Genomic DNA, 14,619 nt, shown 5'->3' with positions numbered 1-14,619 from the left:
GGCAAATAAATATTGTTTAGAATGAGTTTAAGCTGATGAAGTTAGTAAAAAAAACTTTACAGTTGTAGTGTAGGACTGTATTTACAGTTGTTATGCTTGCATAGTAATTGGAAATGCGTTTGGAATCGTTTTACATTTTAAATGATTAAATTGCACCTTATAAAAGTTAATTTATGTACAATTCTAAAATTATAGGTCTTGGATATTATGTTCCAGACAATGTAGTAACCAACGACGATTTGTCTAAACTAATGGATACTAATGATGCTTGGATACAAGAACGCACAGGTATTAAAGAGCGAAGATGGGTAAAGGCAGGTTCTGAAGATACGACTTCTGTAATGGGAGTAAAAGCAGCAAAGGTTGCGATTGAGCGTGCAGGTATAGATAAAAACGATATTGATTTAATCGTGTTTGCTACACTAAGTCCAGACTATTATTTCCCAGGACCAGGTGTGCAAGTGCAACAAGCTTTAGATATAAAAACTGTAGGTGCTATAGATATCCGTAACCAATGTTCTGGATTTATTTATGGACTTTCGGTAGCCGATCAGTTTATTAAAACAGGAATGTATAAGCATGTTTTAGTGATTGGTAGTGAAATTCATTCTAAAGGTTTAGATATTTCGACACGAGGACGAGGGGTTTCTGTAATTTTTGGAGATGGAGCAGGAGCAGCGATTTTAAGTAGAACAGAAGATAATTCTAAAGGTATATTATCTACGCACTTACATTCTGAAGGTGAACATGCAGAAGAGTTAGCTTTAATCGCTCCAGCAATGGGGTCGCGTTGGGTTAGTGATATATTAAAAGATAACGATCCTGAAGACGAGAGTTATTTTCCGCATATGAATGGACAATTTGTATTTAAAAATGCCGTGGTTCGTTTTAGTGAAGTGATTATGGAAGGGTTAATGGCTAATAATTTAGATAAAGATGCTATTGATATGTTAATTCCGCATCAAGCGAACTTAAGAATATCGCAATTCATTCAGAAAAAATTTGGATTGACAGATGATAAAGTCTTCAATAATATCATGAAATATGGTAATACCACGGCAGCATCTATTCCAATTGCCTTAACAGAAGCTTGGGAGCAAAGAAAAATTAAAGAAGGAGATACCGTTGTTTTAGCTGCTTTTGGTAGTGGTTTTACTTGGGGAAGTGCCATTATTAAATGGTAAATTATTACAGATTATAAAATAGAAAAGCCGAAATATAAGTTTCGGCTTTGTTTTTGATTATTAGCTATTAATCAATCTATAAGTTAACACAATTCTGCGAATAATAATTTTGGTAAGAAGACTAATTCAAAAGTAAAATGATAATTCGTTCAATGTATTTATTTAAAGGTAACGAAAAAAAACACTGCCTATTGCTTTGATAATCAGTAATTTTGAAAAGTTTAACACTATTAACACAATATTTAGAAAACTAATAGATATTATTTCTTGTTTCCATTAAACTTTTCAGATTTCGTCAAACTCAGACTTAAATTTATTTTACACCATATGTTGTGATATTTTTAAGTGTTAGAGTTAATTTTTAAATTGATTGCTATATAAGAAAGACTAGATTTTTTAGTTCTTGTTACATATATTTTAAACTATTTTATATATCATTACATATGAATAAAAAAACATTAGTCGTAGGAGCTTCTCTGAAGACCGAACGTTATTCTAATAGAGCGATAAAACGATTAGTAGCCGCTAAGCAGGACACCGTTGCTTTTGGATTAAGATCTGGAGAAGTTTCTGATGTGATTATCGATACCGATTTAAAAGCATATACAGATATAGATACAGTGACGCTATACTTAAACCCGAAGCGGCAAGAGCAGTATTATAATTATATAATTGGCTTACATCCTAAACGTGTAATCTTTAATCCTGGGACAGAAAATCCAGAATTTTATGAGCTTTTAAAGGAAAACGGAATTGATTTTGAAATTGCTTGTACTTTAGTGTTATTGTCTACGAATCAATACTAATCCTAAAAAGGTTAAAAATCCATTTAGAATTAGAATAAAAAATCCAAATTCAAAGCCGAACCATTTTAAACTATTTACGCTAATTATATAAGACAAAATAGGTGAGAGCACAGCTATTAATGGTACAAGCTTGTCTTTTACCTTCCAAGTTGTAAATAATCCAAAACTGTACAGTCCTAATAATGGTCCGTAAGTGTATCCTGCAAATACAAACAGTTTGGCAATAACACTTTCGTCTTTAATAACGTATTTAAAGGTAATTATTACTAAGATTAAAAGTAGAGAGATTAGCACGTGAATTTGTCGCCTTACTTTAATTTGTTTGGCTTCATCGTATTTCTTTTCGATGTCTAAAATATCAATACTAAAAGAGGTTGTTAACGAGGTTAGTGCGCTATCGGCACTACTATAAGCCGCCGCAATTAATCCTAATAAGAAGAATATAAAAACACCAGTTCCTAAATGATGCTTTGCTAGAATAGGAAATAAATCGTCTTTATGGGCATCTATGCCGTTTTGTTGTGCGTAAACGGTTAATAGTAAACCTAAGCTTAGAATTACAAAATTTGTAATGGTAAGTACAATGGTAAACCAAAACATATTCTTTTGGGCATCTTTAAGCGATTTACAAGTTAGATTTTTTTGCATCATATCTTGGTCTAAACCTGTCATAACAATGGCTATAAAGGCTCCAGATATAAATTGTTTCCAAAAATAATTTGCAGTTTTTACATCATCAAAAAAGAACATTTTAGAAAGGTCGCTATCCAATACAAAGTTTAAGGCTGTTTTTCCGCCAAGATTAAGATCTGCACTTACCGAGTAAATGGCAACACCAATGGCAACCAACATAAAAAGCGTTTGTAAAGTATCTGTCCAAACAATGGTCTTTATACCAGACTTAAAAGTGTATAACCAGATTAATAATACAGTAATGGTTACTGTTTGCCAAAATTGAATTCCTAAATCGTCAAACAAAATAATTTGTAATACATTGGCAACTAAAAACAATCTAAAACTCGCGCCAACAATCCTAGAAATTAAAAAAAAAGAGGCGCCTGTTTTATAAGAGTAGTTTCCAAAACGCTCTTCTAAATAGGTGTAAATAGACGTTAAATTAAGCTTGTAATAAAGCGGTAATAGGACTGTACCAATAACTAAATACCCTACCACATAACCAAAAACTACCTGCATATAACTAAACTGAGACGCTTCAATCCAGCCTGGAACCGAAATAAATGTGACTCCAGAGAGAGAAGCTCCAATCATTCCAAATGCAACAACATACCAAGGCGATTGTTTGTTTCCTTTAAAGAAAGCATTGTTATCTGCCTTTTTTCCAGTGATATAAGAGATTAAAATAAGGACACCAAAATAGGCGACAATAAGTAAGATAATTTGAGTAGCGCTCATAAAATAGTTTTCGAAGACCAAAATACAAATAACAACCTTATAATAATTAAATCTTAAAAGTAAAATTGTAAATTGGCCACATGGAATTTTCTTCTAAATTACTTGAGAAGGCAGTAAACGAAATGTCGCAACTGCCAGGAGTTGGCAAACGTACAGCTTTGCGTCTGGTATTGCACTTGTTACGTCAGCCAGAATCGCAAACAGTTCAATTGGCTCAGGCATTATTGAATATGCGTACAGAAATAAAATTTTGTAAGTCATGCAATAATATTAGCGACAATACGTTATGTGAGATATGTTCTAACCCAAGAAGACAAGAAGATGTTATCTGTGTTGTAGAGGACATACGTGATGTTATGGCTATTGAAAATACAAGCTCCTTTAAGGGGTTATATCATGTTTTGGGAGGTAAAATTTCGCCTATGGATGGCATAGGACCTCACGATTTAAATATTGCACCATTAGTAAATAAAGTAAAAGAAGGCCGTATTAAAGAGCTTATTTTTGCTTTAAGTCCTACAATGGAAGGCGATACCACCAATTTTTATATTTTTAAACAAATTCAGGATTTCGAGGTTGTAACATCTACAATTGCACGCGGAATTTCTGTTGGCGATGAGCTGGAGTATGCAGATGAAGTCACCTTAGGTCGAAGTATTCTTAATCGAATTCCGTTTGAAGGGTCTCTAAAATCTTAAAGTAATTTGAAGCTTTCAGTTGTTGTATTAAATTATAATGTCCGCTATTTTTTAGAGTTATGTCTTAAGAGTGTTGTGGATGCTATTTCTGAAATCGATGCTGAAATTATTGTAGTCGATAATGATTCTGCAGATGATAGCTGCAAAATGGTTAAAACATTATTCCCAGAAGTTACACTTATAGAAAACAAAACCAATTTCGGATTTTCTAAAGGAAATAATATCGGAGTTGCTCAAGCCAAGGGCGAATACATTTGTATTTTAAATCCAGATACAGTTGTTGCGGAAGATACTTTTATACGTGTTTTAAAATTTGCAGAACAACAAATTGATTTAGGGATTATAGGCTGCAAATTAATAGATGGATCCGGGACATTTTTGCCGGAGAGTAAACGTAATGTACCAACTCCAAATATTGCTTTAAAAAAGATTTTAGGAGATACAAGTTCATATTATGCAAATCATTTAGATGAAAATAGTATAGGAGAAACAGAAGTTTTAGTTGGTGCTTTCATGGTGTTAAAACAAGAGGTGTATCACAGCGTAAATGGTTTTGATGAAGACTATTTTATGTATGGAGAAGATGTCGATTTATCATATAAAATTTTAAACAAAGGTCTCAAAAATTATTATTTTGGAGAGACTACAGTAATACATTTTAAGGGAGAATGTACGTTTAGAAATCATCAATATGCCAAGCGTTTTAATGGTTCTATGCGTATTTTCTATCAGAAACATTTTAAGAAAAATATGGTTTTTGAATGCCTAATTTGGATTGGAATTAAAAGTTTGACATTTTTAAATTTACAGCCATCAGTAGAAGAAAAAGAAGTGAATGCTTTAGTTTTATTATCTCCTTCTGCAAATAAAACTTTAGAATGTGCCTTAAATCTTAAAGTCGAAACTAAGTGTAAACTTCATGACGTTGAAAATCATCAACAAATTATTTTCGATAATAACACACTGACATTTAAGGAGATTATCTCTATAATGGTATCATATCAATATAATAACACACTTACCTATCGTATTATTCCACGAGGGAGTAATTTTGTGTTAGGTAGCGATAATAAGGTGTCTAGAGGAAATGTTACACATTTTTAGTACCTTTGCAATAGATTTCCATTATTAAAAACATTGGAAAAGTTATTGCAGATTTTTAGGCAAAAAACGTCTTTATTTGTTAATTTCGCATTTTTAATTTTTAAAACAGTATTATATTATTAATATGACAAAATTTGAACTGAAATTACCTAAAATGGGAGAGAGTGTTGCGGAGGCAACAATAACTTCATGGTTAAAAGAAGTTGGTGAAACAATAGAAGCCGATGAGGCAGTACTTGAAATAGCAACGGACAAAGTAGATAGTGAAGTCCCGTGCGAATTTGAAGGTGTTTTATTAGAAAAATTATTTAATGTTGATGATGTAGTACAGGTTGGGCAAACCATAGCAATAATTGAAATTGCAGCCGATAGCAAAGGAGCATCTGAAACCAAACCTTCAGAAGATTTAGAAGATGAGGTAGAAGCTGCGCCAGAAGCAGTAGAAGCTTTAGAGAAATCTTTCACAGAAGCTAAAGAGACGGTTTCAAGCACAGTAGTGTCTAACGAGGATCGTTTTTATTCACCTTTAGTGAAAAACATAGCAAAAGCAGAAGGCATAGCACAATCTGAACTAGATGGTATTACTGGAACAGGGCTTGAAGGACGTGTAACTAAAAACGATATTCTTAATTATATTAGTAACCGAGGTGCTAAGCCAGCAGCAGAAACTGCAGCGCCAGTAAATAATGTTAAGTCGGAAGTTGTTACTTCTAAACCAAATGCAACTAAAACAGTCGCTCCGGTTATTGCTACAGGTGAAGATGAGATTATTGAGATGTCTAGAATGGGTAAATTGGTGGCTAACCATATGGTTGAGTCTGTTAATACTTCTGTTCATGTTCAAAGTTTTATAGAAGCAGATGTCACTAATATTTGGAATTGGAGAAAGAAAGTAAAAAATGAATTTGCTAAACGTGAAGGTGAAAATTTAACGTTTACTCCTATTTTTATGGAGGCTATTGCTAAAGCATTACGCGATTATCCAATGATGAATATCTCTTTCCAAGATGGCAAGGTTATTAAAAAGAAAAATATAAATCTAGGTATGGCAGCAGCTTTACCAGATGGTAATCTAATAGTGCCTGTTATAAAAAATGCAGATCAATTAAATTTGGTGGGCATGACTAAACAGGTTAATGATCTAGCGAAACGCGCACGAGAAAATAAACTAAAACCAGATAATATTCAGGACGGTACATATACGGTAACTAATATCGGAAGTTTTGGAACTATTTTGGGAACGCCAATTATTAATCAGCCGCAAGTTGGTATTTTGGCTTTAGGAGCAATTAGAAAGGTGCCAGCAGTTATAGAAACACCAGAAGGCGATTTTATAGGCATTCGTTATAGAATGTTCTTGTCTCACTCTTACGATCATCGTGTTGTAAATGGCGCACTTGGTGGTATGTTTGTAAAAGCAGTAAAAGATTATTTAGAAGCTTGGGATGTGAATCAAGATATTTAAAAAAATAACACATTATAACTTAAACCCAACTGAATTCAGTTGGGTTTTTTTGTTCTACACAGATAACATTTACTAAATTTACATTTTACTAAACAATATTTTAATGAATCTTAATTTAAAAAAGCCTATTTGTTTTTTCGATCTAGAAACAACGGGTATAAATATATCAAAAGACAGAATCGTAGAAATAGCGATTTTAAAAGTATTTCCTGATGGTAAGGAGGTTTCTAAAACCTGGTTAGTTAACCCAGAAATGCCAATTCCAGCAGAAGTAACAGAAATACATGGAATTTCTGATACAGATGTTGCAGATGCGCCAACTTTTAAAGTATTGGCTAAAGACATTTATGGGATGATTAAAGATTCTGATTTAGCAGGTTTTAATTCTAACCGTTTTGATATTCCGCTTTTAGCAGAAGAAATGCTTAGAGCAGATGTCGATTTTGATATGAAAAGTACTTTAGCTGTAGATGTACAAACTATTTTTCATAAAATGGAACAGCGTACACTTGTGGCGGCTTATAAATTTTATTGTGATAAGGATCTAGAAAATGCACATAGTGCAGCAGCAGATACCTATGCAACTTACGAAGTACTAAAAGCGCAAGTAGAGAAGTACGAAGACTTGGAAAACGACACCAAATTTCTTTCAGAGTTTAGTAGTAGAAAACAATTTGCAGATTTTGCAGGGTTTTTAGTCTTTAACAAAGATAATGAAGAGTGCTTTGCTTTTGGTAAACATAAAAATAAACGCGTTGTAGATGTGTTAAATGATGAACCAGGCTATTTTGGATGGATTTTAAATGCAGATTTTCCGCTCTATACCAAGAAAGTGCTGACGGCCATTAAATTAAGGAGTTTTAATAATAAATTGAGTTAATAGCATATGAAGCTTATTTGTATAGGTAGAAATTATACCGAACATATTGAGGAATTAGAGAATGAAAAACCATCAGATCCTGTAGTGTTTTTAAAACCAGATACAGCTATACTTTTAAAGAAACAACCGTTTTTTATTCCAGATTTCTCGAACGATGTACATTATGAAGTTGAGGTTTTGGTGAAAATTAATAAAGTAGGGAAGTATATTGATAAAAAATTTGCACATAAGTATTACGACGAAATTGGATTAGGAATCGATTTTACAGCGCGAGATTTGCAAGCTAAATTAAAAGCAAAAGGCTTGCCTTGGGAGAAAGCAAAGGCATTTGATGGTGCAGCAGTAATTGGAAAATGGATAACTAAAAGTGAGATTTCAGATGTTAATCAATTAAATTTTTCATTACAAAAGAACGAAAACACGGTGCAAAACGGAAATACGAGTCACATGCTCTGGAAAATCGATGAGTTGATAGAATGTGTTTCAAAATATTTCACTTTAAAGATAGGAGATGTTATCTTTACGGGGACGCCGTCTGGAGTAGGCCCAGTGGCTCCCAATGATGTCTTAAAGGGGTACATAGAAGATAAAGAACTATTTTCAATAACTGTAAAATAACATGGAACAACATTATAAATTATTTAGAGTAAGAGAATTGGCAGATAATGATCAAGATTTTATTAATGCCTTAGCCTTAACATTTTTAGAAGAAGTTCCAGAAGATTTAGACGTTTTAAAGAAAGCTGTAGCAGAAAAAGACTATTATAATACCTATCAAATGGCTCATAAATTAAAGCCAACGGTAGATTTGTTTGAACTTGGTATTTTGGACGATGTTATTGTAGTACAAGATTGGGGTAAATTAAAACAAGAAAATGTAGATATTACTCCAACGTTTAAAAAAGTTGTTGATGCTTTAGAGGCGGCAATTTTAGAAATTAAATCAGATTTCGAGATTTCATAATGCAAGCAGAAATAATTACAATTGGCGATGAGATTCTCATTGGCCAAATTATAGATACGAACTCCGCTTATATTGCAAAAGCACTTAATAAAATTGGAGTTTCGGTATATCAAATTACATCGATACAAGACGATAAAACACATATTCTAAAGGCTCTAAAAGAAGCAGAAGGTAATGTAGATATCGTTATTATAACAGGAGGTTTAGGACCAACTAAAGACGATATTACTAAGCATACCTTAGCTGAATATTTTAATGATACCTTGGTGCAAAATGATGCTGTTTTAAAGCATGTAGAAGGCATTTTTGCTAAATACTCGGCTAATCCCATTTCGCAATTAAATATAAATCAGGCACTAGTGCCATCTATGGCTTCAGTGTTACATAATGAATATGGAACAGCTCCAGGCATGTGGATTGAGCATGAAGGCACTGTTATTGTGTCGTTGCCTGGGGTGCCTTTTGAAATGAAAGGATTAATAGATTCAGATGTTATTCCTCGCATTCAAAAAAAATATAAATGTCCTTTTATCATGCACAAAACCTACCTTACGGTTGGTTTGGGAGAAAGTGCCTTGGCAGAACGTATTGAAACTTGGGAAGATGCACTTCCTGAATATATAAAACTGGCTTATCTTCCTAATTTAGGAAAAGTGAGATTAAGGTTGTCAGCAAAAGGATTCGATAAAGATGTTATTGTTTCGGAGATGGATCGGCAAGAACAATTATTGATGCCCCAAATTAAAGATATTTTTATAGGAATTGAGGGGTTTGAAGATACGTTAGAAGAGCAAATAGGGAAAACGTTAACGCTTTTAGGGCAAACTTTGGCTACAGCCGAAAGTTGTACAGGAGGTCGTATTGCAGAACAAATTACGGCACATGCAGGTGCGTCAGAATATTTTAAAGGGAGTGTTGTAAGTTATGCGACGCAAGCTAAAATTGATGTTTTAAATATACCTGAAGCGCTTATTGAAGCACATTCGGTAGTAAGTGCAGCTGTAGCGGAAGCTATGGCAACACAGGCGTTAAAAATGTTTAAAACAGATTATGCAATTGCTACAACTGGTAATGCAGGGCCAAGTAAGGCTGCTGAAAAAGAAGAAATTGGAACTGTTTTTATTGCAATTGCTTCAAAAACAGGGGTGTTTTCAGAGAAATTCAATCTTGGAAACCTAAGAATAAAAGTCGTTAACAAGGCGGTAGACAAGGCTTTAGCGATGCTTCAAAAAGAAATTTTAAAAAATAGGTCATAATTAAATTGTTATAAGATAAAGAATTAGTATATTTGCACCTCGTTTTGAAATAACAACATTTAAAGTTTAGAAAGAATGTCAAGAGTTTGTGAACTTACAGGTAAGAAGGCAATGGTAGGGAACAATGTGTCTCACGCTATGAACAAAACTAAACGCAGATTTGATGCGAATTTAGTTAAAAAGCGTTTTTACATTCCTGAAGAAGATAAGTGGATAACTTTAAAAGTATCTACTTCAGCATTGAAAACTATTAACAAAATAGGAATTTCAGCTGCTATTAAAGAAGCTAAATCTAAAGGGTTTTTAAAATAAGCCCCTCTTATAAAATAATATAACAATGGCAAAGAAAGGTAATAGAGTCCAAGTAATATTAGAGTGCACTGAGCACAAAGAATCTGGGGTGGCAGGAACTTCTAGATATATTACTACAAAAAACAAGAAAAACACTCCTGATAGAATGGAAATTAAAAAATTCAATCCTATCTTGAAGAAAATGACTGTTCATAAAGAAATTAAATAATTAAGTCATGGCAAAGAAATCCGTAGCAACATTACAAACAGGGTCTAAAAGATTAACTAAAGCTATCAAAATGGTAAAGTCTGATAAAACAGGTGCTTACACTTTTGTTGAAGCTATTATGGCTCCAGATCAAGTAAATGATTACTTAAATAAAAAATAATACTTTTATTTTTTATCGCACAAGATAATTTAAGCTGCTTTCTTAATAGAGAGCAGCTTTTGTTTTATATTTACATTTAAAATAGTGACAAAATTTCAGCTTTTTAAATTAGGCAGGCATTTTGTATTAAGAGTTTTAAAAGTTGCCAATCTGTTTTTGGTTGGTATAACCATACTTAATTGCATAAATTCTAAATAATAACCAATGAGCTTTTTTAAAAAAATATTTTCTTCAGAAAAAAAGGAAACTTTAGATAAAGGTTTAGAAAAATCTAAATCTACTTTTTTCGATAAATTAAGTAAGGCCGTAGCTGGAAAATCTAAAGTAGATGATGACGTTTTAGATAATCTTGAAGAAATTTTAGTCTCTAGCGACGTTGGTGTAAATACAACTCTAAAAATTATTGATCGTATTGAGGCTCGTGTAGAACAGGATAAATATCTTGGAACGACAGAGCTTAATAAAATTCTTCGTGAAGAAATCGCAGGTTTGTTATCTGAAACAAATTCTGGTGAAGAAACCGAATATACCATTCCAGCTAATAAAAAACCATATGTACTAATGGTTGTTGGTGTAAATGGTGTGGGTAAAACGACCACAATTGGTAAGTTGGCCTATCAGTTTAAAAAGAATGGTTTTAAGGTGGTTCTCGGTGCAGCCGATACTTTTAGAGCAGCAGCAATAGATCAATTACAAGTTTGGGCAGATCGCGTAGATGTTCCTATTGTAAAACAAGATATGGGAAGTGATCCTGCATCTGTTGCATTTGATGCGTTACAATCTGGAGTGTCTCAAAATGCAGATGTTATCATTATAGATACCGCTGGACGTTTACATAATAAAGTTAATTTAATGAATGAATTAACTAAAGTAAAACGTGTCATGCAAAAAGTGATTGGCGATGCGCCTCACGATGTTTTACTTGTTTTAGATGGTTCTACTGGACAAAATGCATTCGAGCAAGCTAAGCAATTTACAGCCGCAACAGAAGTGACTTCTTTAGCTGTTACCAAATTAGATGGTACAGCAAAAGGTGGTGTTGTTATTGGAATTAGCGATCAGTTTAAAATTCCTGTAAAATATATCGGTGTTGGTGAAGGTATAGAAGATTTACAAGTCTTTAATAAATACGAATTTGTAGACTCTTTCTTTAAATAGGGTTATAAATGTAAGAGTGCTAGAATAGTAATAGACTAACACTCTTAGAAGTATAATGTTTTATTTTTTAATAAACTTAAGTGTACTTGTGCTTGTAGCTGTTTTTCCAACGATAAAATACAATCCGCTAGTTAATTGAGATACGTTTATCTCTTCAGATGGTGTTTCAATGGTTTTAACCACTACGCCATTTAAATTAATAATAGACAGTTGCTCTAAGTTAACATTAGACTTTATATTTAAAATATCTGATGTTACTGTTGGGTATACTTTAAAAATGTCTGTAGTTTCTACTTCAGAAATAGATAAAGTGCTCCCTTTAGCTAAATACAAAGCTTCAACATCTGTAGCAGTTAAAGCTCTATTATATAAACGCACATCGTCTAAACCACCAGTATAAGACAGAGATGCATCTTCTGTGTTTCGACCCCCAATTCTAAAGTCTACATAAGCTGTACCGGTTGTTGGTATTTGAGTGTCTACAATATCTGTTGTCACTAAATTTACGGTTTCTGTCAGTTCGTTATCTACATAATAATCTGTGGTATAACCATCTTCAGCCTTATTTACAACCGCAACAACATGGTGCCATTCATTATCTGTGATATCAGAAAAAGGTCCTGTTTGAGCTGTTTCTGTATTCCAAAATCCTAAGTTTAACTGCCCTGCATTAGTTGTAATTTGATTAATATTAAGGTGTACATGAAGCGATTTTAGATTGGTTCCGTAACTAAAAATTTGCATTCTTGTTTCTCCAATTGCTGTTTTAATCCATAACGCATAACTTCTTCCGTCTGCACTAATATCTCCTAGTGGTAAATCTGTAATTGCTGCAGGAACAAAGTTTATATGTGAATCTGAAGTAAAATTAAAGGCACTATTTGCATTACCATCTGGGCCTTCAATAGTTTCTATTTCTCCTACTATAGTTCCCGTAGCTGCACTTGAAGATAATTCTGTAAGGGTTTCTCCATCTGTAATATTTACACTAGAGTCACAGCCTAAGTTAAAGACTAAACCTGTTGTAATGTCCTGTGCAGACAAGTTGGTGAAAGCAAAAAGGATACATGTTTTGAGTAAAGTTTTTTTCATAATGTTTTTAGATTTTAATGAATTAGGGTTATATAAAATACAGACAGTGATTTGTCTTAGCGTATTAGAGGGGATTTGATATTGTCAAATTTTATTTACTCAAGAAGTACACTGACTGCATTTTGTTTTCAAATTAATTATAATACGGGTGAATAGGCTGTATCTCGTGATTACACTTATACTACAGATGTAGGCTTTTATGAATTTTATAAATTATGGCCTCAAAAAATATGAGTTTGTCTGTATTTAGATGCAGAATTGATGATTTGAGCGACAATTTTATTTTAGATTCTTTTACGATAACTGAGATGATATCACCGTTATTAGTATATCTTGTTACTTTACATCAGTATTATTGAAGCTATTTTAACAGAATGTATCTCAATTTGGCTGTCACGTGAAGGGCTTAAACTAACCGAGATGATCTGTTTTTTTTATTGCTATGTATGTATCAATTATGGTTTATTCAGTATTATCAACCTCTATAAAATCTTAGTGTTTTTTACTGTGATGGTCTTGCATTCAAAAATTATCAATCTTAAATCGTTAATCCTAAATCATTACGTATCTTTGCACTCTGAAATTTTGATATGAGAACGAAATCACTTAAAAAGAATAAAATCAACGTCGTAACGCTAGGTTGTAGTAAGAATGTTTACGATAGCGAAGTGCTAATGGGGCAACTTAAAGCAAGCGGTAAAGATGTTGTGCACGAGGAAGAAGGTAATATTGTAGTGATTAATACCTGCGGATTTATCAATAATGCGAAAGAAGAAAGTGTGAATACTATTTTAGAATTCATGCAAAAGAAAGAAGATGGCGAAGTTGATAAAGTATTTGTGACTGGATGTTTGTCTGAGCGTTATAAACCAGATTTACAAAAAGAAATTCCAAATGTAGATGAGTATTTTGGTACTACAGAATTACCAGGTTTATTAAAGGCTTTAGGTGCAGATTATAAGCACGAATTAATTGGGGAGCGTTTAACTACAACTCCAAAAAATTATGCGTATTTAAAAATTGCTGAAGGATGTGATCGTCCTTGTAGTTTCTGTGCTATTCCATTAATGCGTGGAAAACACAAATCCACTCCAATAGAAGACCTTGTTACCGAAGCAGAGAAATTAGCTGCAAACGGTGTTAAAGAATTAATTCTTATCGCTCAAGATTTAACCTATTACGGGTTAGATATTTATAAAAAACGTAATCTAGCAGAATTACTAGAAGCTTTAGTAAAGGTAGATGGTATAGATTGGATTCGTTTACATTATGCCTTTCCAACGGGTTTCCCTATGGATGTGTTAGATGTGATGAATCGCGAACCTAAAGTTTGTAATTATTTAGATATTCCGTTACAGCATATTTCAGATTCTATTCTTAAGAGTATGCGTCGTGGTACAACCCAAGAGAAAACCACGAAGTTATTACAAGAGTTTAGAAAAGTTGTTCCAAACATGACTATCCGTACAACACTTATTGTGGGGTATCCTGGTGAAACAGAAGAAGATTACCAAACACTAAAACAATGGGTTCAAGATATGCGTTTTGAACGTTTAGGGTGTTTTACCTATTCTCACGAAGAAAATACACATGCTTATAATTTAGAAGATGATGTGCCAGAAGATGTGAAGCAAGAACGTGCCAATGAAATTATGGAAATTCAATCGCAAATATCTTGGGAACTAAACCAGGCTAAAATCGGACAAGAATTTAAAGTTGTTATCGACAGAAAAGAAGGAAATTATTTTGTAGGACGTACAGAATATGACTCTCCAGATGTAGATAATGAAGTGCTAATTGATGCTACAGAAACCTATTTAAAAACAGGAGAGTTTGCTCAAGTAGTTATTACAGAAGCAGCAGATTTCGATTTGTATGCAAGTGTTGTTAAAGCATAACATTTAGAATATTTTATATAT

At 33.0% G+C, this 14,619-nt stretch carries 16 protein-coding genes; 14 read left to right on the top strand and 2 right to left on the bottom strand.

What is annotated here, in order from left to right; translation table 11 throughout:
* The first annotated feature begins 173 nt into the window (after positions 1 to 173).
* Together AST99_RS01830 and AST99_RS01825 are read left to right on the top strand one after the other, a co-directional pair.
* Positions 174 to 1,184, top strand: a complete 1,011-nt coding sequence (locus tag AST99_RS01830; protein WP_057778533.1) for a 3-oxoacyl-ACP synthase III family protein — start codon at positions 174 to 176, stop codon at positions 1,182 to 1,184.
* Positions 1,185 to 1,627: 443 nt separating this feature from the next.
* Positions 1,628 to 1,990 carry a CoA-binding protein gene (locus tag AST99_RS01825; protein WP_057778530.1) on the top strand — a complete coding sequence of 121 codons (363 nt, stop codon included), beginning with the start codon at positions 1,628 to 1,630 and terminating at the stop codon, positions 1,988 to 1,990.
* On the opposite strand, the gene AST99_RS01820 is transcribed toward AST99_RS01825, so the two are convergent.
* Positions 1,967 to 3,403 (bottom strand): sodium:solute symporter, encoded by a 1,437-nt coding sequence (locus AST99_RS01820; RefSeq protein ID WP_057778529.1) that lies wholly within the window; start codon positions 3,401 to 3,403, stop codon positions 1,967 to 1,969. The genes AST99_RS01825 and AST99_RS01820 overlap by 24 nt on opposite strands.
* A gap of 80 nt (positions 3,404 to 3,483) precedes the next feature.
* Between AST99_RS01820 and recR the strand changes: the two genes are divergently transcribed.
* The 11 genes from recR (at position 3,484) to ftsY (ending at position 11,608) form a co-directional block, all read left to right on the top strand.
* Entirely contained in the window at positions 3,484 to 4,101 is a 618-nt protein-coding gene (gene recR / locus AST99_RS01815) for a recombination mediator RecR (protein WP_057778527.1), read from the top strand.
* Positions 4,102 to 4,107: 6 nt separating this feature from the next.
* On the top strand, positions 4,108 to 5,205 hold the full coding sequence (locus AST99_RS01810) for a glycosyltransferase family 2 protein (RefSeq protein ID WP_057778525.1): 1,098 nt from the start codon (positions 4,108 to 4,110) through the stop codon (positions 5,203 to 5,205).
* A gap of 124 nt (positions 5,206 to 5,329) precedes the next feature.
* Positions 5,330 to 6,670 (top strand): dihydrolipoamide acetyltransferase family protein, encoded by a 1,341-nt coding sequence (locus AST99_RS01805; RefSeq protein WP_057778523.1) that lies wholly within the window; start codon positions 5,330 to 5,332, stop codon positions 6,668 to 6,670.
* A gap of 103 nt (positions 6,671 to 6,773) precedes the next feature.
* On the top strand, positions 6,774 to 7,550 hold the full coding sequence (locus AST99_RS01800; protein WP_057778521.1) for a 3'-5' exonuclease: 777 nt from the start codon (positions 6,774 to 6,776) through the stop codon (positions 7,548 to 7,550).
* Between the two features lie 6 nt (positions 7,551 to 7,556).
* Complete coding sequence (locus tag AST99_RS01795; RefSeq protein ID WP_057778519.1) at positions 7,557 to 8,168, top strand: fumarylacetoacetate hydrolase family protein; 612 nt, start codon at positions 7,557 to 7,559, stop codon at positions 8,166 to 8,168.
* Between the two features lies 1 nt (position 8,169).
* Positions 8,170 to 8,514, top strand: coding sequence for an Hpt domain-containing protein (locus tag AST99_RS01790; protein WP_057778516.1), 345 nt, complete (start codon positions 8,170 to 8,172; stop codon positions 8,512 to 8,514).
* Positions 8,514 to 9,770, top strand: a complete 1,257-nt coding sequence (locus tag AST99_RS01785) for a CinA family nicotinamide mononucleotide deamidase-related protein (protein ID WP_057778514.1) — start codon at positions 8,514 to 8,516, stop codon at positions 9,768 to 9,770. Before AST99_RS01790 ends, AST99_RS01785 begins: the two co-directional genes overlap by 1 nt.
* A 75-nt stretch (positions 9,771 to 9,845) precedes the next feature.
* Complete coding sequence (gene rpmB, locus AST99_RS01780; protein WP_057778512.1) at positions 9,846 to 10,082, top strand: 50S ribosomal protein L28; 237 nt, start codon at positions 9,846 to 9,848, stop codon at positions 10,080 to 10,082.
* 25 nt (positions 10,083 to 10,107) lie between these two features.
* Positions 10,108 to 10,290, top strand: coding sequence for a 50S ribosomal protein L33 (rpmG, locus tag AST99_RS01775; protein WP_038527818.1), 183 nt, complete (start codon positions 10,108 to 10,110; stop codon positions 10,288 to 10,290).
* 7 nt (positions 10,291 to 10,297) lie between these two features.
* Positions 10,298 to 10,450, top strand: coding sequence for a DUF4295 domain-containing protein (locus AST99_RS18345; RefSeq protein WP_069727781.1), 153 nt, complete (start codon positions 10,298 to 10,300; stop codon positions 10,448 to 10,450).
* A gap of 204 nt (positions 10,451 to 10,654) precedes the next feature.
* Positions 10,655 to 11,608, top strand: coding sequence for a signal recognition particle-docking protein FtsY (gene ftsY, locus AST99_RS01770; RefSeq protein WP_057778510.1), 954 nt, complete (start codon positions 10,655 to 10,657; stop codon positions 11,606 to 11,608).
* Positions 11,609 to 11,668: 60 nt separating this feature from the next.
* Here the strand turns inward: ftsY and AST99_RS01765 are convergent, their stop codons facing one another.
* On the bottom strand, positions 11,669 to 12,700 hold the full coding sequence (locus AST99_RS01765; protein WP_057778509.1) for a LamG-like jellyroll fold domain-containing protein: 1,032 nt from the start codon (positions 12,698 to 12,700) through the stop codon (positions 11,669 to 11,671).
* 590 nt (positions 12,701 to 13,290) lie between these two features.
* Here AST99_RS01765 and rimO point away from each other — a divergent pair.
* Positions 13,291 to 14,598 (top strand): 30S ribosomal protein S12 methylthiotransferase RimO, encoded by a 1,308-nt coding sequence (gene rimO, locus AST99_RS01760; RefSeq protein WP_057778507.1) that lies wholly within the window; start codon positions 13,291 to 13,293, stop codon positions 14,596 to 14,598.
* The last annotated feature ends 21 nt before the right edge of the window (positions 14,599 to 14,619 follow it).

The organism is Formosa algae, from assembly GCF_001439665.1.
Taxonomy (GTDB): Bacteria; Bacteroidota; Bacteroidia; order Flavobacteriales; family Flavobacteriaceae; genus Formosa; species Formosa algae.
The sequence above is the reverse complement of the archived record's forward strand: the minus strand, read 5'-3'. Positions and strand labels throughout refer to the sequence as shown.

What these genes read in the sequence shown, in the direction of transcription:
- AST99_RS01830 (WP_057778533.1), top strand. Translation starts at nt 174, where the DNA reads ATGTACAATTCTAAAATTATAGGTCTTGGATATTATGTTCCAGACAAT.
- AST99_RS01825 (WP_057778530.1), top strand. Translation starts at nt 1,628, where the DNA reads ATGAATAAAAAAACATTAGTCGTAGGAGCTTCTCTGAAGACCGAACGT.
- AST99_RS01820 (WP_057778529.1), bottom strand. Translation starts at nt 3,403, where the DNA reads ATGAGCGCTACTCAAATTATCTTACTTATTGTCGCCTATTTTGGTGTC.
- recR (WP_057778527.1), top strand. Translation starts at nt 3,484, where the DNA reads ATGGAATTTTCTTCTAAATTACTTGAGAAGGCAGTAAACGAAATGTCG.
- AST99_RS01805 (WP_057778523.1), top strand. Translation starts at nt 5,330, where the DNA reads ATGACAAAATTTGAACTGAAATTACCTAAAATGGGAGAGAGTGTTGCG.
- AST99_RS01800 (WP_057778521.1), top strand. Translation starts at nt 6,774, where the DNA reads ATGAATCTTAATTTAAAAAAGCCTATTTGTTTTTTCGATCTAGAAACA.
- AST99_RS01795 (WP_057778519.1), top strand. Translation starts at nt 7,557, where the DNA reads ATGAAGCTTATTTGTATAGGTAGAAATTATACCGAACATATTGAGGAA.
- AST99_RS01790 (WP_057778516.1), top strand. Translation starts at nt 8,170, where the DNA reads ATGGAACAACATTATAAATTATTTAGAGTAAGAGAATTGGCAGATAAT.
- AST99_RS01785 (WP_057778514.1), top strand. Translation starts at nt 8,514, where the DNA reads ATGCAAGCAGAAATAATTACAATTGGCGATGAGATTCTCATTGGCCAA.
- rpmB (WP_057778512.1), top strand. Translation starts at nt 9,846, where the DNA reads ATGTCAAGAGTTTGTGAACTTACAGGTAAGAAGGCAATGGTAGGGAAC.
- rpmG (WP_038527818.1), top strand. Translation starts at nt 10,108, where the DNA reads ATGGCAAAGAAAGGTAATAGAGTCCAAGTAATATTAGAGTGCACTGAG.
- AST99_RS18345 (WP_069727781.1), top strand. Translation starts at nt 10,298, where the DNA reads ATGGCAAAGAAATCCGTAGCAACATTACAAACAGGGTCTAAAAGATTA.
- ftsY (WP_057778510.1), top strand. Translation starts at nt 10,655, where the DNA reads ATGAGCTTTTTTAAAAAAATATTTTCTTCAGAAAAAAAGGAAACTTTA.
- AST99_RS01765 (WP_057778509.1), bottom strand. Translation starts at nt 12,700, where the DNA reads ATGAAAAAAACTTTACTCAAAACATGTATCCTTTTTGCTTTCACCAAC.
- rimO (WP_057778507.1), top strand. Translation starts at nt 13,291, where the DNA reads ATGAGAACGAAATCACTTAAAAAGAATAAAATCAACGTCGTAACGCTA.